Here is a 19,724-nt window from a genome sequence, read left to right as displayed (position 1 = left end):
CTCAGGTGTGCCGACCTGCCGCGGTGTACGGGACGAATGTGTGTCTCCGGTGTGACATCTGGCGATGTCGGGTGTGTTCCGCCGCGGTACGGCCGGGAGTTGCCGCTCCCGGCCGTACGTGTGCGGCGGTGTCCGGTGGCGGTGTCTATTCGATCTCGCGCATCATCTTCTCCATCGAGCCGACCGCGAGCCGGGTCTGGGTCAGCTCGTCGAGGGTCTGCCGCTGCTCCTCCGCCGTGCGGCGCTGCAACTCCACCGTGTCCTCCAGGAGTCGCGCGTACCGCGTGGCCAGCTCCTTGTACTGCTCCTCGCGCGCCGCCAGCATCCGGGCCCGCCAGGTGGCGGCGACCTGCCAGACGATCACGATCATCAGGCCGAAGAACCCGGCCGCGCCCACGGCGCCGACCAGGACCCCCAGCTCCTCGGCCCCTGCGGCGAGAGTCACCACGTCCTCGTTCACTTCGCTTCCTCTTTCGCACTCCGGCCGGCGGTCCGGTCGGTCTCGGTGGTGTCGGTGATCGTCGCGGCCGCCTGCGCGACGACCCGCGGGGTGAGCTCGTAGAAGAACGGGGTGACGTCGTAGTACTTCACCGTCTTGCCGTCCTCCGCGACCTCGAGCGTGCCGGCGACCAGGCCCGCGGCCTCCAGTCGCTGCAGGTGCATGTGCAGCAGCGGACGGCCCATGCCGATCAGGCGGGCCAGTGCGCTGACGTAGTTCCGGCTCTCCAGGAGCGCCGCGACGATCCGCATGCGGTGCGGGTTGCCGAGCGCGGAGAGCACCTTGAGCAACTCGTCACCGGTCGGTGCCGGAGGTGGGGCCTCGGGCATCGCACCCCTTTCCGTCGTACCTGTCAGGAAACGCTGACAGGGGCCGGAGGTACCTGTCAAAGATTTCTGACACATCTCAGGGACGGATCAGGGGCGGATCAGGGGCGGGTCGGGGTGGAGGCAGGGACAGATCGGGGGTGGACGTGGAGGCGGACCCGGGGCGTATGATCATCACGCGGCATCGCGTGTCGGTCACCGTCCGGGTGAGGCATGGAGGCGCCGCGAAGATGCCCGTGGAGGCATTGACCCGTGTCAGTCGAGTTCAACCACACCATCGTTCTCTCCCACGACAGGGAGAAGTCCGCCCACTTCCTCGCCGACATCCTCGGTCTCGAGGTCGGCGAACCGGCCGGAATGTTCCTGCCCGTGACGACCGCCAACGGCGTCACCCTCGATTTCGCATCCGTCGACATCGACATCCCCGTGCAGCACTACGCGTTCCTCGTCTCCGAGGAAGAGTTCGACGGCATCCTCGCCCGCCTCGTCGACGGCCGGATCCCCATCCAGGCCGACCCGCCCGGCCGGCACCCGCGCCGGATCAACCGCAACGACGGCGGCCGGGGCGTGTACTTCACCGACCCCTCCGGACACGGCATGGAGGCCTTCACCCGCCCCTACGGCAGTGACCCGGCCTCGCCGCTGAACGGCGTCACCGAGGACGTGCCCGGGGCCTGCTGACCGGCGTCCCCGAGGCCGTCACCGGCCAACGGCCGGGACCGTTGTCAGACCCCCTCCGCATACTGGTGGCCACGAAGTGCCGGATGCGAGGGGGACTGGCCGTGCGGATGCGGACGGTGTACAGGGGTGAACTACCGGTCGCCCACGGGCGGTTCCACGTGGACAGCCGTCGCGAGCCGTGGGCGCCGGTGCCGTCGGAGGCCTGCGCCGGGCAGACCAACGGTCTGTGCGGCGCGGCCGTCCCGGGCTGTCTCTTCCTCTGTACGGGCCTGAGCAGCGGGAAAGTCGCCCTGACCGTCGAGGTGCACGGCGCCGCGCCGCCCCTCGACGACCGCTGGGAGGACGTGGTGGAGGCGTCCTTCCGCCCGCTGACCGCCTCGACCGCCGTCCTGCCCTGCGGCCGCGGCGCACTGTGCGAATGGGCCCTGCCGCCCGCCGACCACCGGGTCCGCTACTGCGGGCGCGGCATGGACGGCGGTGCGGGGGCCGGGTCCGCCACGGCCCGGGACGCGGGACCGGTCGGCCAGTACCTGCTGCAGTTCTGGCCGGCCCCGCCCACCGCGGACCGGGTCGTCCGGCAGACCTCGCGCAGCGCGGCACACCGGCACCGCTACGCGCGCGCCCTGGAGCCGCCCGTCTCCGGGGCGCGCACCGAGCGGGAGCGCGCCGAGATCCGGTCCTGGGGCGGCCGGCTGCCCAGCCGACGGGTGCGGGAGGCCGGTGCCGACGCGCGCGGGCTCGTACCACTGGACCGGGAGCTGCTCGACGCCGTCGACGCGGCGTGCCCGGCCACCCAGCGCGGCCTCGCCCGCTGGGCCGCCCGCCGGGCCCTCACCACCGCCGGCTTGGACGGCGTCGACTGGATCGCGCCCGCGCTGACCGCGCTGGACCGGGGTGCGCCCCTGCCGGCCCCGTTCGACGATCCCCGGGGGGCCTGGGACCGCTTCTTCACCGACGCCCGCACCGCCCTCACCGCGCCCGACCCGCCCGGCGCGGGCCGGGGCGCCCCGCTGTGCCGCGCCCTGGCGCTGCCCGCCCTGCGCGCCGCCGCGGATCCGGACCCCCTGCGTGCCGCGCTCGGTGCCCTCTTCGCCGCCGCGGTCACCCACGGCACCGACTACCCGGCCCTGTTCGCCGAGGCCCGCCGGCGCTTCCCGGACCTGGGCGCGGACGCGTCGGCGGGGATGTGAGGGGTGGGCGTGTCTCCGACGGTGTGAGGGGTGGGGCGCCCGACGGCCCTGCGTGTCCGGCGTGCTGGTCCGGGGGCGGGCGGATGCGCGTTCGCGGTCGGTGGGCTGGTTCGGGGCCGGACCTGGTGGGTGTGGGGCCTGGGCTGTCGGGCCGGGGACGCGGGGCCTGCGGTGCTTGCCCGGTCTGGGTGCGGGCGTCTCGCCGGGGGTGTGTGCGGGGGGACGCCGGGTGCCCGATGGCCGTTCGTGTCCGGGCGGCCAGGTTCGGGGCCGGGCGGACACGGGCCGGAGCGTGCGTGGGGCGCAGCGGCCGTCGGGTCCGGTTCGCCAGGTCCGTCCGCGCTTGGGCGACGGGGGCAGGGGTGCGGTGTCGTGGGCGGGACCGTGGAGCCTCAGCCGTCGGCGGTGGGCCGGGCCGCGGAGGGAGCGGGCGTGTGGGGCCGGCGCGGCAGCAGCAGCGGGGTCGCCAGGAGCAGCAGGCCCGCGAGCGCGACCGCCGTACGCGTCCCGGTCAGGCCGGCCAGCAGGCCCCACAGCGCGGTCAGCGCCGCGGTCGTCAGCTTCCCGCTGACCGTCCAGGCCGACAGCGTGCGCGCCACCCGGTCCGCGGGCGTCAACTCCAGCCGCCGGGTGGCGTACACCGGGTTGTACACGCCCACGGACGTGATCAGTCCGAACTCGACGGCCATCACCAGCACCAGCCCTCCGGCCCCCGGACCGACGAAGGTCAGCCCGATGGGCCAGCACACGCGCAGCACGCCGCTGGTCACCAGCACCCGGTGCTCTCCGTAGCGGGCCACGAGCGGTCCGGCCAGCCGCGAGCCGACCAGACCGCCGACACACGGCACGGCGAAGGCGAGCGAGTACCGCCAGGGCGCGAAGCCCAGGTCGCCCAGCATGAGCACGGCCAGCAGTGGTGCCGTCGCCATGATCAGCCCGTTGACCAGGACCGTGTTGAGGAACAGCGGCCGCAGAGCCGGTGAGGCGAGCACGTACCGCCAGCCGTCCAGCAGGTCACCGGCGCGCAGCCGGCTCGCCGCCGCGCGCCGCGGGTGCGGCTCCCCGCCCCCGATCGCGCGGATGCCCAGCGCCGAGAGGAGATAGCTGACCGCGTCGGCCGCCACCGTCACCACCGGGCCGAAGAGCCCGATCGCCGCCCCGCCGACCGGGGGGCCGAGCATGGCCGCGGTCCAGGTCGTCGCCTCGAGGCGGCCGTTGGCCCGCAGCAGGTCCGGCCCTCGCACCAGCGCCTTGAGACAGGAACCGGCCGCGGCCCTGAACGTGATGTCGGCCGCGGCGACGACGACCGACACGACCAGCAGCTGGGCGAAGCCGAGCCGGCCGAAGGCGTACGCGAGCGGCACGCTCAGCAGCACCGCGCACCGCAGCAGGTCGGTCGCGATCATCACCGGCCGCTTGCGCCGGAACTCCACCCACGGCCCGAGCGGCACGGCCACCACCGCGCCCACCGCGAGACCGGCCGCCGAGAGCGCCGCCACCTGTGCCGGACCGGCGTCCAGCACCATGACCGCGATCAACGGAAAGGCGTCGAAGGCGAGCCGCGTGCCCAAGGCGCTGACCGCGTACGCACCCCACAGCCATCCGAACCCCCGCCCCAACGACCCGCCGCCCACCACGTCCGACTCGACCACACCCGACTCCGTCACGCCCGACATCCAAGCGAGCCGGGGCCGGGCGGATCAAACAACCGGCCGGGCGGCACGTACAACCGATCGTTGTGCACACCTCCCGAGGTGGGCGCTACCGGGTGAGCAGCTCGCGCAGCGCCCCGGCGACCTCGTCCGGCGCCTCCTCCGCCATGAAGTGCCCGCAGCCGACGGTCTCGTGCCGCAGGTCCGGGGCCCACGCCCGCCACACCGCGGCGGCGTCGTACCCCAGAGCGGCACCCCAGTCCTGCTGGAGCACGGTCACCGGCATCCGCAGCCGGTTGCCGTGCTCCCGGTCCGCCCGGTCGTGGTCCACGTCGATACCGGCCGAGGCCCGGTAGTCGGCCACGATGGACGGCACCGCCTCGCGGGACGCCTTGAGGTAGGCGGCGCGGACGTCGGCGGGCAGGGCCTCAGGGTCCCGGGTCCAGACGTCGAGGAAGTGACCGAAGAACGCGTCCGACGCGGCGCCGATCAGCTGCTCCGGCAGCCCCGGCGGCTGCGCCATCAGATACAGGTGGAAGCCCACCGCCGCCGTCGTGCCGTGCAGGACGTCCCACATGTCGAGCGTCGGCAGCACGTCCAGCGCGGCCAGGTGCGTCACCGCGTCGGGGTGGTCGAGCCCGGCGCGCACCGCGACCAGCGCGCCCCGGTCGTGACCGGCCAGCGCGAACCGTTCGTGCCCCAGCTCCCGGGCCAGGGCGACCACGTCGGCGGCCATGGCCCGCTTGGCGTACGCGGTGCCGTCCGGGTCGGCGGGCTTGTCGCTGTCGCCGTAGCCGCGCAGGTCGGGGCAGATGACCGTGTGGTCGGCCGCCAGGTCGGCGGCGACGTGCCGCCACATCAGGTGGGTCTGGGGAAAGCCGTGCAGCAGCACGACCGGGCTGCCGGTGCCGCCGACGGCCACGTGCAGGCCGACGCCGTCGGCGACCGTCACGCGTTCGTGGGTGAAGCCGGGAATGGCCGGTTCCCCGGTGGTCAGGGTGGTCATGGTGGTCAGCGCCTCTCTGTACCTGCTCTTGTCACACGTCCTGTCACCCGTCCTGGTGACGCCTTCGAGGCTGCCGCGCCCGAATCAGCAACCGATCAGCAACCGACCGGCAGCCGATCAGCAACCGGCCGGGGACCGGCCCGCACGCGTACCGTGGTGATCGCACGCGCGGTGGCGGATCGGAGCGGACGGAACACGGAACATGGAAGCGGTCACGTTCGGTGTGCTCGGAGCGGTCACCGCCCGACGCGGCCCCCACGCCCTCGCCCTCAGGGGCCCCCGGCACCGGGCCGTGCTCGCCCGGCTGATCCTGGCCCGGCGGCGGGTCGTCCCGGTCGCCCGCCTGGTCGAGGACCTGTGGGACGCCCCGCCGCCGCGGGCCGTCGGCGCGGTGCGCACCTTCGTCGGAGATCTGCGCCGCGCCCTGGAACCCGACCGCCCGCCGCGCGCCCCGGCCACGCTGCTGGTCACCGAGGGCCCCGGGTACGCCCTTCGCACCGGGCCGGACACCGTGGACGCCTGGCGCTTCGAGGCCGCCGTCGCCGAGGCGGACCGGCTGCCGGCCGCTCGGGCCCCCGAGCGGCTGCGGGCGGCGCTGGGGGAGTGGCGGGGACCCGCCTACGCCGAGTTCGGCGCGGCGGACTGGACCCGCGGCGAACGCTCCCGGCTCACCGAGCTGCGGCTGCGCGCCGTCGAACGGCGCGCGGAGCTGCTCGTGGAGCTCGGCCGCGCCGCCGAGGCGGTCCCCGACCTGGACGCGCACCTCACCGAGCACCCCTGGCGCGAGGAGTCCTGGCGCCTGCTCGCGCTCGCCCTGTACCGGACCGGACGGCAGGCGGACGCCCTCGCCGTGCTGCGCCGGGCCCGCGCCCTGCTGGCCGGGCGGCTCGGCATCGACCCCGGCCCGCGGCTGCGCCGCCTGGAGGCCGGTATCCTCGCCCAGGACCCGGACCTGGACCCGCCCGGCGAACCGGCGGACGCGGCGGCCCGGCTGTGGGCCCGGGCGACCGAGGCGTACGACCGCACGGTCGCCGCCGGTTCCCGGGCCCGCCTGGAATCCACCGTCGGTCTGCTGCGGAGCCTCGCCGTCACCGGCGGCGGTGGCCTGGAGGCGGCCCGGGAGCACCGGATGACGGCGGTCCAGGCGGCGGAGGAGACGGGCGACGCGGAACTGACGGCCCGGGTGATCGGCGCCTACGACGTCCCGGCCAACTGGACCCGCAGCGACGACCCCGCACTGGCGCGGCGCCTCGTCGACGCCGCCGAACGCACCCTCGGCGCCCTGCCCAAGGGCCCCACCACCGAGGCGGCACGCTGCCGTCTGCTGGCCACCGTCGCCCTGGAGTCGCGGGGCGTGCGCTCCCCGCGCGGGCCGCGGGCCGCCGCCGAGGCCGAGGACATCGCCCGCCGCCTGGACGACCCCGCCCTGCTCGCGTTCGCCCTCGACGGCGTCTTCATGCAGTCCTGCACCCGCGCCGGACTGGCGCCGCGCCGGGACGCGATCGGCGCCGAACTCGTCGCCCTCGGCTCCCGGCACGGCCTGGTCAACTACGAGGTGCTCGGCCGTCTGATCCGGCTCCAGGCCCGCTCGGCCCGCGCCGACTTCACGGCCGCCGACGAGCACGCGAGCGCCGTGGACCGTCTCGCCGAACGGCACGAACGGCCCCTCGTGGCCGTCTTCACCGCCTGGTACCTGGCCCTGCGCAGGGCCGCCACCGGTGGCCCGTCCGACGGTGCCCACGACAGCGCCGAGGCCGCCTACCGGTCGGCCGCCGCGCGACTCGACGGCGCGGGGATGCCCGGCCTGGAACGCGGACTCCTGCCGCTGGCCCTGCTCGGCCTGCGCCTGGCCCACGGCCGGCCCGCGGAGGTGGACCCGCGCGCGGACTGGGGACCGTACCGGCCCTGGGCCGAGCCCTTCGCCCTGCTGGCCGAGGGCCGCGGCACCGAGGCCCGAAACGCCCTGCGGGCCCTGACCGAACCGCCGCCCGACCTCCTCTACGAGGCGCTGTGCTGCGCCGAGGCCGCGCTCGCCCTCGCCCTCGACGACCGCCCGGCCCTGCGGCGGACCCACGACAGGCTGCTGCCCGCGTCCGGTGAACTCGCGGGCGCGGGCAGCGGGCTGCTCACCTTCGGGCCGGTCGACGGCTGGCTCGACGCGATCCGCCGTGCCCTGGAGGCGTGACGGCACCGGAGCGGCCCGGCGGGGCCGTGGTCGTCACAGGCGTGCCGAGGCCAGCGGGATCGGCGTGAACGGCGCGGGCTCCTCGTCGGGGCTCAGCGCGGTGGGGCCGTACACCCAGTCCGTGAAGCCGTAGTCGTAGGCGTCCCGTTCCCGCATGATCGCGTTGCGCCTCAGCCGCTGGTCACCCTCCAGGTGCCACAGCTCGCCCCAGGCGCGGGCGGTCGACTGCACCCGGCGGCAGTGCTCGACGCGGACCCCCTCGTACGAGGTGAGCACGGCGTCCCAGTCCGGACCGCCGGCCGTGCCCGCGCCGTGGCGGGCCAGGTGCCGGGCGAGCACCCAGCCGTCCTCGATCGCCATGATCGCGCCCTGCGCCATGTACTGCAGCGGCGGGTGCGCGGCGTCGCCGAGCAGCGCGATCCGGCCGTGCACCCACGTCTCGATCGGGTCCCGGTCGAGCATCTGCCACCAGCGGTCGCGCCACATCAGCGGGATGCCCTTGCGGACCGTGTCGCAGGTGGCGTCGAACGCCGCGTCCAGCTCGTCCGGCGTGCCCCAGTCCTCCCGGCCCGCCACGGCCTTCGGCGACCGGAACACGGCGACCTGGTTGAACATGTCCCCGCCGCGCAGTGCGTACTGCACGAAGTGGCAGCGCGGACCCACGTACACGGTGACGTCGTCCTCCGCGACACCGTTGTCCCGGACCCGCTCGATCGGGACCGCCGCACGGTAGGCGACGTAGTCGGAGCTGACCACGTTGTCGCCGACCAGCTGCCGTCGGGCCACCGAGTGCAGCCCGTCGGCGGCGACGACGAGCGGTGCCTCCTCGGTGCGGCCGTCCGCCAGACGCACCCGGGCGCCGCCGTCGGTGTGCTCGTAGGCGGTCACCGTGCGGTCGGTCAGCAGCTCCACACCGGCGGCGCGGCAGGCGCGCAGGAAGATGCCGTGCAGGTCGCTGCGGTGGATGACCAGGTACGGGAAGCCGTAGTGCCGCTCCAGGTCCCGCAGGTCGAGCCGGGTCAGCTCCCGGGCGTCGAGCGCGTCGCGCATCACCATGTTCCGGGGCAGCACGCCGAGGTTCTTCGCCTCGCCGAGGAGCCCGTACTCGTCCAGGATGCGGGTGCAGTTGGGCGCGAGCTGGATGCCGGCGCCGACCTCGCCGAACTCCTTGGCACGCTCCAGCACGCGGACCCGCAGCCCTTGCCGGGTCAGTGCGAACGCGGTGCTGAGGCCGCCGATGCCGCCGCCGACGACGAGGGCGTCGGGGGTGCCCGGGGTGGCTGGTGTCGCAGGGTTCATCGTCACTTCCGTAGGTCGTGGGCCGCGCAGGTGTGGGCCGCCGCGCTCAGAGCCAGGGGCCCAGGGCGGGGGCCGGTTCGCCGCGGCCGGTGGTGAGGGTGTGCGCCCGGCCGGTGAGGTAGGCGGTCAGCCCGGGCAGCGGGCCGGTGACCTCCACCGCCCCGTGCGGGCCGGGCAGTTCCCAGCGGGCGCCGGTGTCCGTGGCGGTCAGGACCAGCGCCGGGCCGGGGCCCGCGGCCCGCTTGGCGACGACGTCCTCGCAGAGCGCGGTGAGGAAACCGGCCGGCAGGTCGGCGAAGGCGACGCCCTCCTCCAGATCGACGGCGTGCACGCAGACCTCGCGGGAGCGCATCCAGGGCAGCTCGGTCGCGGGCACCGTCCGGCCCTGGGCGGTGACGACCGGTGCCCGCCACCGCTCCGCGGTCAGCGCGGACATCGCGGACTCCAGGCGCCGGGCGGAGTCGCGCAGCCACGCCCGCAACTCGGCGGCGGGCAGCAGCGCGCCCTTGTCGATCCCGGCCCGCCGCTCCTCCGGCGAGGCGTACATCGGCGTCTCCTCGCCGGTGGCCGCCCAGTGGACGAGGTTGCCCAGCGCGTCGGCGTTGGCGGCGACGTGCGCGACCACGTGCCCCCGGGTCCAGCCCGGCAGGGCACTGGGCGCCTCCAGCGGGGCGTCGGCGGCCCCGGTCAGCAGGCGGGTGCCGAGCAGGGCCCACCGGCGCGCTTCCTCGAACGTACGGGGCATCAGGCCGACTTCTCCTTGACCACCCGGTTCTCCAGCCGCCCGATGCCGTCGATCTCGGCGACGACCGTCTCGCCGCCCAGCAGGTACCGCTCGGGCCTACGGGCGTGACCGACACCGCCGGGGGTGCCGGTGGCGATGATGTCGCCCGGGTTCAGACGCACCACCGTCGAGACGTACTCCACCAGGTGCACCGGGTCGAAGAGCAGGTCGGCCGTGGAGTCGGACTGCATCACCTCGCCGTCCACGCTCAGCCGGACGTCGAGCGCGGGTCGGACGCCGCCGGGCAGCTCGTCCGGGGTGACCAGGTACGGGCCGACCGGCGTGCTGGAGTCCCAGGTCTTGCCCTGGAGCCACTCCCGGGTGCGGAACTGCCAGTCCCGGCAGGTGATGTCGTTCAGCACGGTGAACCCGGCGATCGCCGCCTCCGCCTTTGCCCCCTTCGCGCGGCGCACGGGAGCACCGACGACCACCGCCAGCTCGACCTCCCAGTCGAACTTCTCCGTTTCCGCGGGCCGGGCGATGTCGTCGCGGGCACCGATCAGGGCGTCGGCGAACTTGGCGAACAGGGTGGGGTGTTCGGGCAGGTCGCGGCCCATCTCCTGGATGTGGTTGCGGTAGTTGAGCCCGACGCACACCACCTTGGACGGCCGGGGGACCACGGGTGCGAGGTCGGCGCCCTCGACGGCGTACGCCGTCCCGGTGGCCGCGGCGGCCCGCTCGGCCCAGCCGTCCCGGTCCAGCAGGGCGCCGACGTCCGGGACACCGAGGTCGACCAGGACGTCGCCGTCCAGCTTCACGGCCCGGGTGGTGCCGTCGACACGGAGGGTGGCGAGCTTCATCGGGTGGGTCCTTCCACGTGGGTGCGGTCCAGGCGCAGTGCCTCGAAGACCGGGGAGTCGCTGAAACGGAACAGGTCCAGGGCGCCGGAGTCGGAGTCGGTGGCACCGGCCTCGGAACGCACCGAGAACGGCTGCCAGGACGGGACGACGAAGAGGTCGCCGCGGGTCACCGACCACGAGGCGTCGCCGACGGTGACGGTCCCGGAGCCGTCGAAGACCTGGTAGACGGACGAGCCGGTCTCGCGGACCGGTGCGGTCTCGGCGCCGCGCGCCACGCGGTGCATCTCGGCGCGGATCGTGGGCAGCACGTCCGCGCCCGACGCCGGATCGCTGAACCGGACGGCCGCGTGCCCCGGCCCGACGGTCCCGCCGTAGCCTTCGGCCGCCAGGGCGAGCTGGTCGGCCAGCGCCCGGTCGGTGTGCTCCCAGCGGTAGGCGAGCAGCGGGGAGCCGGGGCCCGTCGCTGCGGCGGAGACGGGGCGCAGCCCGGGGTGTCCCCACAGGCGTTCGGACCGGGAGCGCGCGGGGGTGGTGCGCTCGGCGTCACCGATCGCGTCGCGGCCGAATTCGAAGAACTGCGCCTCGGTGACGTACTGGAAGGGAATGTCCAGGCCGTCGATCCAGGCCATCGGCTCGGCGGTGGCGTTGTGGTGGGCGTGCCAGTTCCAGCCGGCCTGCGGCAGGAAGTCGCCGCGCCGCATCGCGACCGGGTCGCCGCCGACGACCGTCCACACACCCTCGCCCTCGACGACGAAACGGAAGGCGTGCTGGGTGTGCCGGTGCTCGGGGGCGTCCTCGCCCGGCATCAGGTACTGGATCGCCGCCCACAGCGTCGGCGTGGCGAACGGCCGCCCGCCCAGCGAAGGGTTGGCCAGCGCGATGGCCCGGCGCTCGCCGCCGCGCCCGACGGGCACGATGTCGCCGGCCCGCGCGGCCAGCCGGCGCAGCCGTTCCCACCGCCACAGGTGCGGCACGGCGCGGGAGCGCGGGTGGGCGGGCATGAGGTCGCCGATCTCGGTCCACAGCGGGACGAGCAGCTCCTGCTCGAAGCCCCGGTACAGCTCCTCGAGCGCCGGGGTGACCTCGGGCTGGTCCGCCGCGGACACGGCCCGCAGTCGGACGGGGGAGGAGTCGTCCGGGACGCCCGCGACGGCGTCCGGGGAGACGGTCTGGGAAGCGTTGGTGGAAGTCACCGGCTCAGCGTGCGCCGAGTCCGCAGGGAGGACAGGTAGATTCTGGACAGCAGAATCGCACCGTTCACCGCCCGGGGGTCCCCGTGGACAAGCCGCTCAAGAACCGGCCCGCCTACGCCATCGCCAGCGTCGACCACGCCCTGCGCGCCGCCACGATGCTCCAGCTGGAGGGCGCGCTGACCGTCTCCGAGATCGCCGAACGCCTCGGCGTCGCCCGCTCCACCGCGCACCGCCTGCTGGCCATGCTGGTCTACCGCGACTTCGCCGTGCGCGACGACGACCGCCGCTACCACGCCGGACCCGTCCTGGAACTGGCCGCGCACTCCCGCTCCCAGGTCTCCCTGCTGCGCGCCGCCGCCCTGCCCCACCTGCACCGGGTCGTCGGCCTCCTGAACGAGACGGCGAACCTGACCATCCGCACCCGCGACACCGCCCGCTTCATCGCCAGCGAGGAGTGCACCCAGGCGCTGCGGGTCGGCTCCCGCGAGGGCATGGTCTTCCCCGCCCACCGCACCACGACCGGACTGCTGCTGCTCGCCGAGCTGACCGACGACGAACTGGCCGACGTGTACGCGCCCGAGCGCCACCGCGACCGACCCGGCGACCTCCCGGACCTCGGCGCGCTGCGGGCCGAGCTGGAGCGGGTGGGCCGCAGCGGCTTCGCGGTGAACCAGGAGCGCTCCGAGCGCGGGCTGGTCGCGGTCGGCGTCCCCGTGCGCGACGAGGGCGGCCGGGCGGTGGCGGGCCTGTCGGTGTCGATGCCGAGCGTGCGCTACGACCCGCACCGCCTGCCGTCCCTGGTGGCGACGCTCAACGCGGCCGCACGGGCCCTGGAGGCGGACCTCGCGCCGGGCCCCGGGCCGGGACGCTGACCGGGGTTGCCCCGGCCCGCGCCGGGTACCCGCCGGGCCATGAAGTGGCAGCAGGTGCAGGAGGGTCCGTCCGCCGTGTACGTGGTGGTGCTCGACCAGGGCGAGGACGCGGTCGCCGAGCTGACCGCCTTCGCCCGCGACCGGTCCCTGGGGGCCTCCCAGGTGACCGCCGTGGGCGCCTTCTCCGAGGCGGTCGTCGGCTGGTTCGACCGGCAGACCAGGGACTACCGGCACATCCCGGTGCGGGAGCAGTGCGAGGTGCTGTCCCTCATCGGGGACATCGCCGTCGCCGACGACGGACCCACCCCGCACCTGCACGCCGTACTGGGCCTGTCCGACGGCTCCACCCGCGGCGGCCACCTGCTGTCCGGCCGGGTCTGGCCGACCCTGGAGGTCGTCGTCCGGGACAGCCCGGCGGAGCTGGCCAAGACCCACCGTCCCGACATCGGGCTGGCCCTGATCGACCCCGGCTGAGCCCGGCGTCGCGGAACGGTTTACCGGCCCTGGCGCGGGCTACGCGGCCCGCAGGCAGTCCCGTACCGACACATACCGAACCCGGGAGGCGCGAGATGACACGGCGCATCCGAGACGTGATGTCACCGGCCGCGGTGGCCGTCGAGCCCATGACGACGGTGGCCCGGGCGGCCCGGCTGATGCGCGAGGAGGACGTCGGCGACGTCCTGGTGACCTACGACTGCGACCTGTTCGGCGTCCTCACCGACCGCGACATCGTGCTGCGCAGCGTCGCCGACGGGCGGGACCCCGACGCCACCACGGTCGGCGCGGTGTGCACGCCCTCGCCGGTCGTCACCCTCGAACCCGACGACACCACCGACCGCGCCGCCGAGCTGATGGCCCGCCACGCCGTGCGCCGGCTCCCGGTCGTCGAACACGGCGGTGTCCCGGTCGGCGTGGTCACCCTGGGCGACCTCGCCGCCACCGACGACCCGCACTCCGCGCTCGCGGACATCAGCCGGGCCGCACCCGGCCACTGACACGAGGCCGTCATGAGCGAACCGGTCCACGCACGGAGCGCCCTGCGGCTGAGACTGCTGCTGTCGGCGGTCTTCCTGCCGCTGTTCCTCGCGGGGGCCGTGTTCTTCGGCGTGTGGGCCGCGGACACCGCTCCCGGCGACAGCCCCGGCCGCGGCATGCTCGTGGTCGTCGCCGTGGTGTGTGCGGCGCTCACCCTGCTGGCGGCCGTCGACCTGCTGGTGGTGATCCGCCGGATGAGAAACGGACGCGGGCCCGCAAGCCCGTGATCCGGAAGGGGACGGAGGAAACGACATGGCGCCCACGGCACGCACACCGACGGCACGCACCCGGGAGGACCGCCGCGCCACCACCCGCACCGCGCGGCTGCGCACCCGGATCCCCGAACCCGACGAGGAACCCGACCTGCTCGGCCAGTACCTGACCCAGATCGGGGCCACCCCCCTGCTGACCGCCGAGGACGAGGTCCGGCTCGCCACCCGTATCGAGGCGGGAGTCCGGGCCAGGGAGGAACTGGAGACGGCCGACACCGGCGAGCCCGCCCCCACGCCCGGGCGGCGCCGCACGCTGGAGGAGACCGTCCACGACGGCCAGGAGGCCAAGGACCACATGGTGCGGGCCAATCTGCGGCTCGTCGTGTCGATGGCCAAGCGCCACGCCCACCGCGGGCTGCCGCTCCTCGACGTCATCCAGGAGGGCAACCTCGGACTGATCCGGGCCGTGGAGAAGTTCGACCACACCAAGGGCTTCAAGTTCTCCACGTACGCCACCTGGTGGATCCGCCAGGCCATCGAACGGGGCCTGGCCACCCACGCGCGCACGGTACGGCTGCCGGTCCACGTCGTGGAGCAGCTCCAGAAGCTCGCCAAGGTCGAACGTAAGCTCCGCGCGGGCCTCGACCGGGAGCCGACCACCGAGGAGGTCGCCGCCGAGAGCGGCATCGACGCGGACAAGATCGAATGGCTGCGCAGGGTGGGCCGGGACGCGGTCAGCCTGGACACCCCCGTGGACGAGACCGGCGACACCGTCGTCGGCGACCTCATCCCCGACACCGAGGTGCTGCGTGCCCCGGAGGTCGCCGAGTTCCAGGCGCTCGCGGCGGAGCTGCGGGAGGCCGTCGGCACCCTCGCACCCCGCGAGTCCCTGATCCTCAGCCTGCGCTACGGACTGCACGACGGCCGCCCCCGCACGCTGCAACAGGTCGCCCAGCACGTGGGCCTCACCCGCGAACGCGTCCGCCAGCTGGAGAAGGAGTCCCTCACCCACCTGCGCGCACCCGAGCACCGGGAACGCCTGCTGGACTGGGCGAGCTGACCCGGCCCGGCGCTAGGGCCTGTCTGACAATTCCCGTCTGCCGCGCGACGCCATGCACGCACTCTCGCCGCACCGGCCCCAGACCCGAGTACGGCCAGTACGCGGGTCAGGGGCCGGCACTCCCCCAGCCTCCGGCCGGGGGACCCCCCAGAGCACGCACCTGACGCCGCGCGGCCGCCCTTCGGGCGACGACGCGAATTGTCAGACAGGCCCTAGTCCGGCTCCGTCCGCAGCCGGGCCCCCTGCCGCAGCAGTTCGCGCTGGACCAGCCGGTAGGGCAGACCGCGCGGCCCGCGCCCGTGCCGTACGGTCAGCGCCGCGCACACCCCGGCCGCGTGCCCGGTCGCCATGGCGATGGGCATCACCCGGTACGACGAGTGCGCCACGTGCGTCCCGGAGATGCAGCGGCCCGCGACCAGCAGCCGGTCGGTGTCCCGGGGCAGCAGACAACGCAGCGGAATGTCGTAGAAACTGCCCCGCGGGACCCGCTTGAGGACGGTGCCGGAGCCGCGCGGGTTGTGGATGTCGACCGGATAGGCGCCGTGCGCGATCACGTCCGGGAAGGTGCGCGCCGCCAGGATGTCGTGGCCGGTCAGCCGGTAGTCGCCGACCACCCGCCGGCTCTCCCGCACACCGATGTGCGTGCCGCTCTGCACCACGTACGACTCCTCGAAGCCCGGCACGCGGGTGCGCAGGAAGCGGTCGATCTCCGCCAGTTGGTGCCGTGCCGTGTACTCGGCGCGGGTGAGGTCCCAGACGCTGGTGCCGAGAACCCGGTTCACCCGCGTGCTGTTGACGGCGACCTCGTGCGGGTGCGGGGTCGCGAAGAAGAGGATGTCCTCGCGCGGCAGCCGCAGTTCGCCGTTCTTCCTGGCCTCCTCGATCAGGTCCCACAGTCCGTGCACACCACGCCACTGGTCGGGGTGCTCGCGCACGTACGCGGCGAAGTCCGGCCGGGCGAAGTCGGCGACGCGGAACATCAGCGTCATGGGCTGCACCAGCCCGTCCTCCGGCCGTCCGATCTCGTACGGCGCCCCGCAGGCCGTCGCCACGTCGCCGTCGCCCGTGCCGTCCACGACCACCCCGGCGTCGATCACCACCGGCCCCGACTTGGTCTCGAACACCACCCGCCGGCCCGAGCCGTCGTCCAGCGGCAGCGCGCCGGAGGCGAAGGAGTGGAACAGCATCCGCACCCCCGACTCGTCCGCCATCTCGAGCAGCGAGAACTTGAACAGCTCCGGATCGAAGGGCACCGTGTACCCGGTCCTCGGGGAGGGCGGCAGACAGCCGCCCCGGCCCAGGAGCCGGTCGAGCAACCGCCACAGGACGCCCGCGACCACCGGCTCGCCCTCGCCGTGGTCGGTGGGCAGCAGCCGCGAGGTGTCCCCGGCCTCGGTGAACGCGGCCTGCTTGTGCTCGTTGTGGAACGACATCAGCGGCATCACCAGCGCCGCGGTCGCGTTGCCGCCGAGGAAGCCGTACCGCTCCACCAGCACGACGTCCGCCCCGGCGTCGGCCGCGCCGACCGCGGCCGCGAACCCGGCGGGGCCGCCGCCCACCACCAGGACGTCGCAGCGGCCCCCGTGCCGGGCGGGCCGCGGCGGCAGGGTGACGGTGCGGGACTCGTGGGGCTCTTCCAGGATCGGCATCGCGCACCCTCCGGTCAGGCGTTCAGCGGCCGCGGCTCTGCGTGGTGGGGCCCTTCATCCGCCGCGGGGGTGCCGCCCGACCCGCGTGCGGCACCGACCTCGTCGAGCAGGGACCCGCACCGCGCGCAGGTCTCCCGCGCCGACGCGGACAGTTCGCCCATCCGGTCCCGCAGGTCGTCCCGGCGCCGCGGGTACTCGTCCCACAGCCGGTCCACCTCCGCCAGCAGCAGCCCGACCTGCTCCCGCGCCACCCCCACCAGCGCCGGGGCGCCCAGCCGGCGCGCGAAGTCGAAGACCTTGCCGGAGTACGGCAGCGGCAGCACCGGTACGCCGGTGAGCGCGGCGAAGATCACGAAGTGCAGGCGCATGCCCACGGCCACGTCGAGATGGCGCATGAAGCCGAGAACCTGCCCCGGGCTGTAGTCGCCGTGCAGGATGCGGCCCTGGTCGGGGGCGGTCATGTGGGACAGCACGGCGTGTGCGTGCCGTACGTCGTGCCGTTCCATCGGCAGGAACACCACGCGCGCGTCCAGCCGGCGGACCAGGAAGTCCGCGACGTCGGCGAGCAGCGCGTGGTAGTCGCCCTCGTCGAGCTTCTCGGCGGCCCGCCCCGGCTCGCGCACCGACATCCCCACCAGCCGGGTGCCGGTCGGGATGCCCTCGTCGCGCATCATCGCCTCGGTGAACGGCTCCGGGGCCAGCAGGAGCGCCGGGTCGGCGGTCACCGCCACCTCCCGCTCCAGGCCGACCTCCTCCAGCACCAGCCGCGACTCCTCGTCCCGCACCACGACGTCGTCCATCTCCGCCAGCACCGTGCGCACCGCGTCCCGGTCCTCCGGGTCCGTGAGCGGCCCCGCCCCGACGGCGTAGGCGAACGTGGGTACGTGCCGGGTCTGCGCGGCCCGCACCAGCCGCAGATAGCGCCGCGCCTCGCCGTCGTAGAGGATGCCGCCGCCGCCCAGTACCAGCAGGTCCAGGCCGGGCAGCACGTCGAGGACGTGGTTGCGGCTCACCCCCTCCCAGGGCACCACCTCGTCGGCGTCGGGGTGATGGGCGCGGGTGTGCTCCGCGTTCCGGCTCAGCACGACGAGGTGCGCGTCCGGCCGCCGGACGCGCAGACAGCCCAGCACACAGGTCAGGATCGCCTCGTCGCCGGTGTTGAAGCCGCCGTAGGAACCCAGTACGCCGATGCGCGGGCCCCGGCGGTCGGGGTGGGGAGGCGAGGGCCGATGGGTCATCCGGGGCTCCCGTCACGTCGGAATCGGCCGGCGCGCGCCGACTTCGGCGCGTGGAGCCGCGCACCGTGTCGGGTTGCCTGCGCCGCATCCCGGAAACACCCTGACCAAGGACCGTCCGTACGCGACCCGTACCGCACGAGGAGCACCGGTGAACGTCACCCTCAGCGTCTGGCTGCTGACCGTCGCGGGCCTGTGCGTCCTCGTCGCCGCCGACTTCTTCATCGGGCGCAAGCCGCACGACGTGTCTCTCCGGGAGGCCGGGATCTGGACGGCCGTCTGGGTGGTCCTGGCCTGCCTGTTCGGCGTGGGGCTGCTCGTGTTCGGCGGTGGCGGGCCGGGCGGGGAGTTCTTCGCCGGTTACCTCACCGAGAAGTCGCTGAGCGTCGACAACCTCTTCGTCTTCGTCCTGATCATGGCGAAGTTCGCGGTGCCCTCGCAGTACCAGCAGCGGGTGCTGATGGTCGGCGTCCTGGTGGCGCTGGTGCTGCGTGCCGCCTTCATCGCGGCCGGCGCGGCGATCATCTCCGCCTTCTCCTGGGTCTTCTACGTCTTCGGCGCCTTCCTGATCTGGACCGCCTGGAAGCTCATCCAGGACGCCCGCAAGGGCGGGCACGAGCAGGAGGAGTACGAGGAGAACAAGCTGCTGAAGTCGATCGAGCGCCGCTTCGGCGTCGCCGACCGCTACCACGGCACCCGGCTGTGGGTGGAGGAGAACGGCAGGCGGGTCATGACCCCGATGCTGGTCGTGATGCTCGCCATCGGATTCACCGACATCCTCTTCGCCCTGGACTCCATCCCCGCCATCTACGGGCTGACCCAGGACCCGTACATCGTGTTCACGGCCAACGCCTTCGCCCTGATGGGCCTCAGGCAGCTGTACTTCCTCATCGGAGGTCTGCTGAAGAAGCTGGTGCACCTCTCCTACGGCCTGTCGGTCATCCTCGGCTTCATCGGCGTCAAGCTGGTGCTGCACGCCCTGCACGAGTCCGGCGTCCACGTGCCCGAGATCGGCATCCCCTTCTCGCTCGGCTTCATCGTGCTGGTCCTCGCGGTGACCACGGCGACCAGCCTGTGGGCCACGCGGCGGCAGGAGCGGGCATGACGGCGGCCACTCGAGCGGGCTACTCCACCAGATCCTGGGTGCCCAGGACCGTGAGCAGGGCGAGCCGCTCCGCGTCGGCGGTGTCCGGTTCGGCCGTGTAGACCATGATCCGCAGATCGCTGCCCGCCACACCGAGCACGTCGCAGTCCAGGACGACCGGTCCCACCCGGGGATGGTCGATGGTCTTGCGCGCCGCCTCGTGCCGGCCGACCGCGTCCGCCCGCCACAGCTCGGCGAACCGCTCGCTGCGGGCGCGAAGCTCCGCGACCAGCCGGCCGAGCCGCCGGTCGGCGGGATAGCGGGCGGCGGTGGCCCGCAGGTCCGCGACGAGCGCCGACTCGAAGGACCGGCGTTCCCCGGGCGTGTACCGGGCCCGGCTGCCCGGCCCGACGAAGTTGCGCCACACGCCGTTGCGCTCCGCGCCGTGCCACTCGGACGGATCACCCATCAGCGCCGCATAGGGTGGGTTGGCCAGCAGCAGCGTCCACATCGCGTCGTACACGGCCACCGGGGTGCCGGCCAGCCGGTCGAGGAGCCGGTGGACGCTCGGCGGGATGTACGCCGGAACGGTCTCGGGACCCGGCGGCGCCAGCCCGGCGAGCCGGAACAGATGCGCGCGCTCCTCGGCCGGCAGCCGCAGTGCCCGTACGAGCGCCTCGACGACCTGGGCTGACGGGTTGGCCGCCCGGCCCTGTTCGAGGCGGGTGACGTAGTCGACGGAGATGCCGGCCAGCAGGGCCAGCTCCTCGCGCCGCAGCCCCGTCGCCCGCCGGTGCCCGCCCGCGGGCAGCCCCGCCGCCTCGGGGGAGACCCGGTCCCTGCGCAGCCGCAGCGCCCGCCCGAACTCCGTAGCCGTCATGCCCCCAGTGAACACCGCGGGCGTCCGGTCTTCCTGGTACCCGTGGTCCCAGGAAGACCGGACGCCTGGCTGTCCGCCCCGG

Annotated in this window: 20 protein-coding genes; 9 read left to right on the top strand and 11 right to left on the bottom strand. The window is 74.3% G+C overall.

The window, feature by feature from the left end; genetic code table 11:
- Window positions 1–145: 145 nt before the first annotated feature.
- Entirely contained in the window at window positions 146–460 is a 315-nt protein-coding gene (locus ACZ7MF_RS19505) for a hypothetical protein (RefSeq protein ID WP_163015692.1), read from the bottom strand.
- Window positions 457–828 carry an ArsR/SmtB family transcription factor gene (locus ACZ7MF_RS19500; protein WP_388515065.1) on the bottom strand — a complete coding sequence of 124 codons (372 nt, stop codon included), beginning with the start codon at window positions 826–828 and terminating at the stop codon, window positions 457–459. Before ACZ7MF_RS19500 ends, ACZ7MF_RS19505 begins: the two co-directional genes overlap by 4 nt.
- 249 nt (window positions 829–1,077) lie before the next feature.
- On the opposite strand from ACZ7MF_RS19500, the gene ACZ7MF_RS19495 reads away from it, so the two are divergent.
- Together ACZ7MF_RS19495 and ACZ7MF_RS19490 are read left to right on the top strand one after the other, a co-directional pair.
- Window positions 1,078–1,506 carry a VOC family protein gene (locus tag ACZ7MF_RS19495; protein WP_471478040.1) on the top strand — a complete coding sequence of 143 codons (429 nt, stop codon included), beginning with the start codon at window positions 1,078–1,080 and terminating at the stop codon, window positions 1,504–1,506.
- Window positions 1,507–1,664: 158 nt separating this feature from the next.
- A complete protein-coding gene (locus ACZ7MF_RS19490; RefSeq protein WP_471478039.1) occupies window positions 1,665–2,696 on the top strand; it encodes a hypothetical protein in 1,032 nt (343 codons plus the stop codon).
- 392 nt (window positions 2,697–3,088) lie between these two features.
- Here ACZ7MF_RS19490 and ACZ7MF_RS19485 read toward each other — a convergent pair whose 3' ends face one another.
- Both ACZ7MF_RS19485 and ACZ7MF_RS19480 read right to left on the bottom strand, forming a co-directional pair.
- The gene (locus ACZ7MF_RS19485; protein ID WP_471478038.1) at window positions 3,089–4,372 is read right to left on the bottom strand and encodes an MFS transporter; all 1,284 of its coding nucleotides are present in this window, start codon (window positions 4,370–4,372) and stop codon (window positions 3,089–3,091) included.
- Between the two features lie 85 nt (window positions 4,373–4,457).
- The gene (locus ACZ7MF_RS19480; RefSeq protein ID WP_471478037.1) at window positions 4,458–5,354 is read right to left on the bottom strand and encodes an alpha/beta fold hydrolase; all 897 of its coding nucleotides are present in this window, start codon (window positions 5,352–5,354) and stop codon (window positions 4,458–4,460) included.
- Window positions 5,355–5,556: 202 nt separating this feature from the next.
- On the opposite strand from ACZ7MF_RS19480, the gene ACZ7MF_RS19475 reads away from it, so the two are divergent.
- Window positions 5,557–7,539, top strand: a complete 1,983-nt coding sequence (locus tag ACZ7MF_RS19475; protein ID WP_471478036.1) for an AfsR/SARP family transcriptional regulator — start codon at window positions 5,557–5,559, stop codon at window positions 7,537–7,539.
- A 33-nt stretch (window positions 7,540–7,572) separates the two neighbouring features.
- On the opposite strand, the gene ACZ7MF_RS19470 is transcribed toward ACZ7MF_RS19475, so the two are convergent.
- From ACZ7MF_RS19470 to ACZ7MF_RS19455, 4 genes are read right to left on the bottom strand one after another with little or no spacing between them, the layout of a single operon-like run.
- Window positions 7,573–8,838, bottom strand: coding sequence for an FAD-dependent monooxygenase (locus tag ACZ7MF_RS19470; protein ID WP_471478035.1), 1,266 nt, complete (start codon window positions 8,836–8,838; stop codon window positions 7,573–7,575).
- Between the two features lie 46 nt (window positions 8,839–8,884).
- Complete coding sequence (locus ACZ7MF_RS19465) at window positions 8,885–9,583, bottom strand: maleylpyruvate isomerase family mycothiol-dependent enzyme (RefSeq protein WP_471478034.1); 699 nt, start codon at window positions 9,581–9,583, stop codon at window positions 8,885–8,887.
- Window positions 9,583–10,422 carry a fumarylacetoacetate hydrolase family protein gene (locus ACZ7MF_RS19460; protein ID WP_471478033.1) on the bottom strand — a complete coding sequence of 280 codons (840 nt, stop codon included), beginning with the start codon at window positions 10,420–10,422 and terminating at the stop codon, window positions 9,583–9,585. Before ACZ7MF_RS19460 ends, ACZ7MF_RS19465 begins: the two co-directional genes overlap by 1 nt.
- Complete coding sequence (locus tag ACZ7MF_RS19455) at window positions 10,419–11,537, bottom strand: cupin domain-containing protein (RefSeq protein WP_471478883.1); 1,119 nt, start codon at window positions 11,535–11,537, stop codon at window positions 10,419–10,421. Before ACZ7MF_RS19455 ends, ACZ7MF_RS19460 begins: the two co-directional genes overlap by 4 nt.
- A 161-nt stretch (window positions 11,538–11,698) precedes the next feature.
- On the opposite strand from ACZ7MF_RS19455, the gene ACZ7MF_RS19450 reads away from it, so the two are divergent.
- From ACZ7MF_RS19450 to ACZ7MF_RS19430, 5 genes are all read left to right on the top strand, one after another.
- Window positions 11,699–12,487, top strand: a complete 789-nt coding sequence (locus ACZ7MF_RS19450; protein ID WP_471478032.1) for an IclR family transcriptional regulator — start codon at window positions 11,699–11,701, stop codon at window positions 12,485–12,487.
- A 39-nt stretch (window positions 12,488–12,526) separates the two neighbouring features.
- Window positions 12,527–12,961 carry a PPC domain-containing DNA-binding protein gene (locus ACZ7MF_RS19445; protein WP_471478031.1) on the top strand — a complete coding sequence of 145 codons (435 nt, stop codon included), beginning with the start codon at window positions 12,527–12,529 and terminating at the stop codon, window positions 12,959–12,961.
- Window positions 12,962–13,056: 95 nt separating this feature from the next.
- Complete coding sequence (locus ACZ7MF_RS19440) at window positions 13,057–13,482, top strand: CBS domain-containing protein (RefSeq protein ID WP_471478030.1); 426 nt, start codon at window positions 13,057–13,059, stop codon at window positions 13,480–13,482.
- Window positions 13,483–13,494: 12 nt separating this feature from the next.
- Window positions 13,495–13,749, top strand: a complete 255-nt coding sequence (locus ACZ7MF_RS19435; RefSeq protein WP_356863769.1) for a DUF6343 family protein — start codon at window positions 13,495–13,497, stop codon at window positions 13,747–13,749.
- 25 nt (window positions 13,750–13,774) lie between these two features.
- Window positions 13,775–14,794, top strand: a complete 1,020-nt coding sequence (locus ACZ7MF_RS19430) for a sigma-70 family RNA polymerase sigma factor (RefSeq protein WP_471478029.1) — start codon at window positions 13,775–13,777, stop codon at window positions 14,792–14,794.
- 212 nt (window positions 14,795–15,006) lie between these two features.
- Here the strand turns inward: ACZ7MF_RS19430 and ACZ7MF_RS19425 are convergent, their stop codons facing one another.
- Entirely contained in the window at window positions 15,007–16,443 is a 1,437-nt protein-coding gene (locus ACZ7MF_RS19425) for an FAD-dependent oxidoreductase (protein WP_471478028.1), read from the bottom strand.
- 14 nt (window positions 16,444–16,457) lie between these two features.
- The gene (locus ACZ7MF_RS19420) at window positions 16,458–17,681 is read right to left on the bottom strand and encodes a polysaccharide pyruvyl transferase family protein (protein ID WP_471478027.1); all 1,224 of its coding nucleotides are present in this window, start codon (window positions 17,679–17,681) and stop codon (window positions 16,458–16,460) included.
- 148 nt (window positions 17,682–17,829) lie between these two features.
- Here ACZ7MF_RS19420 and ACZ7MF_RS19415 point away from each other — a divergent pair, with 148 nt between their 5' ends.
- On the top strand, window positions 17,830–18,783 hold the full coding sequence (locus tag ACZ7MF_RS19415) for a TerC/Alx family metal homeostasis membrane protein (RefSeq protein WP_356863761.1): 954 nt from the start codon (window positions 17,830–17,832) through the stop codon (window positions 18,781–18,783).
- 19 nt (window positions 18,784–18,802) lie between these two features.
- Here the strand turns inward: ACZ7MF_RS19415 and ACZ7MF_RS19410 are convergent, their stop codons facing one another.
- A complete protein-coding gene (locus ACZ7MF_RS19410; protein ID WP_471478026.1) occupies window positions 18,803–19,642 on the bottom strand; it encodes a helix-turn-helix transcriptional regulator in 840 nt (279 codons plus the stop codon).
- Window positions 19,643–19,724: the final 82 nt, after the last annotated feature.

This window comes from Streptomyces sp. NPDC111628, from assembly GCF_055635195.1.
This window is presented reverse-complemented; position numbering and strand designations above follow the sequence as displayed.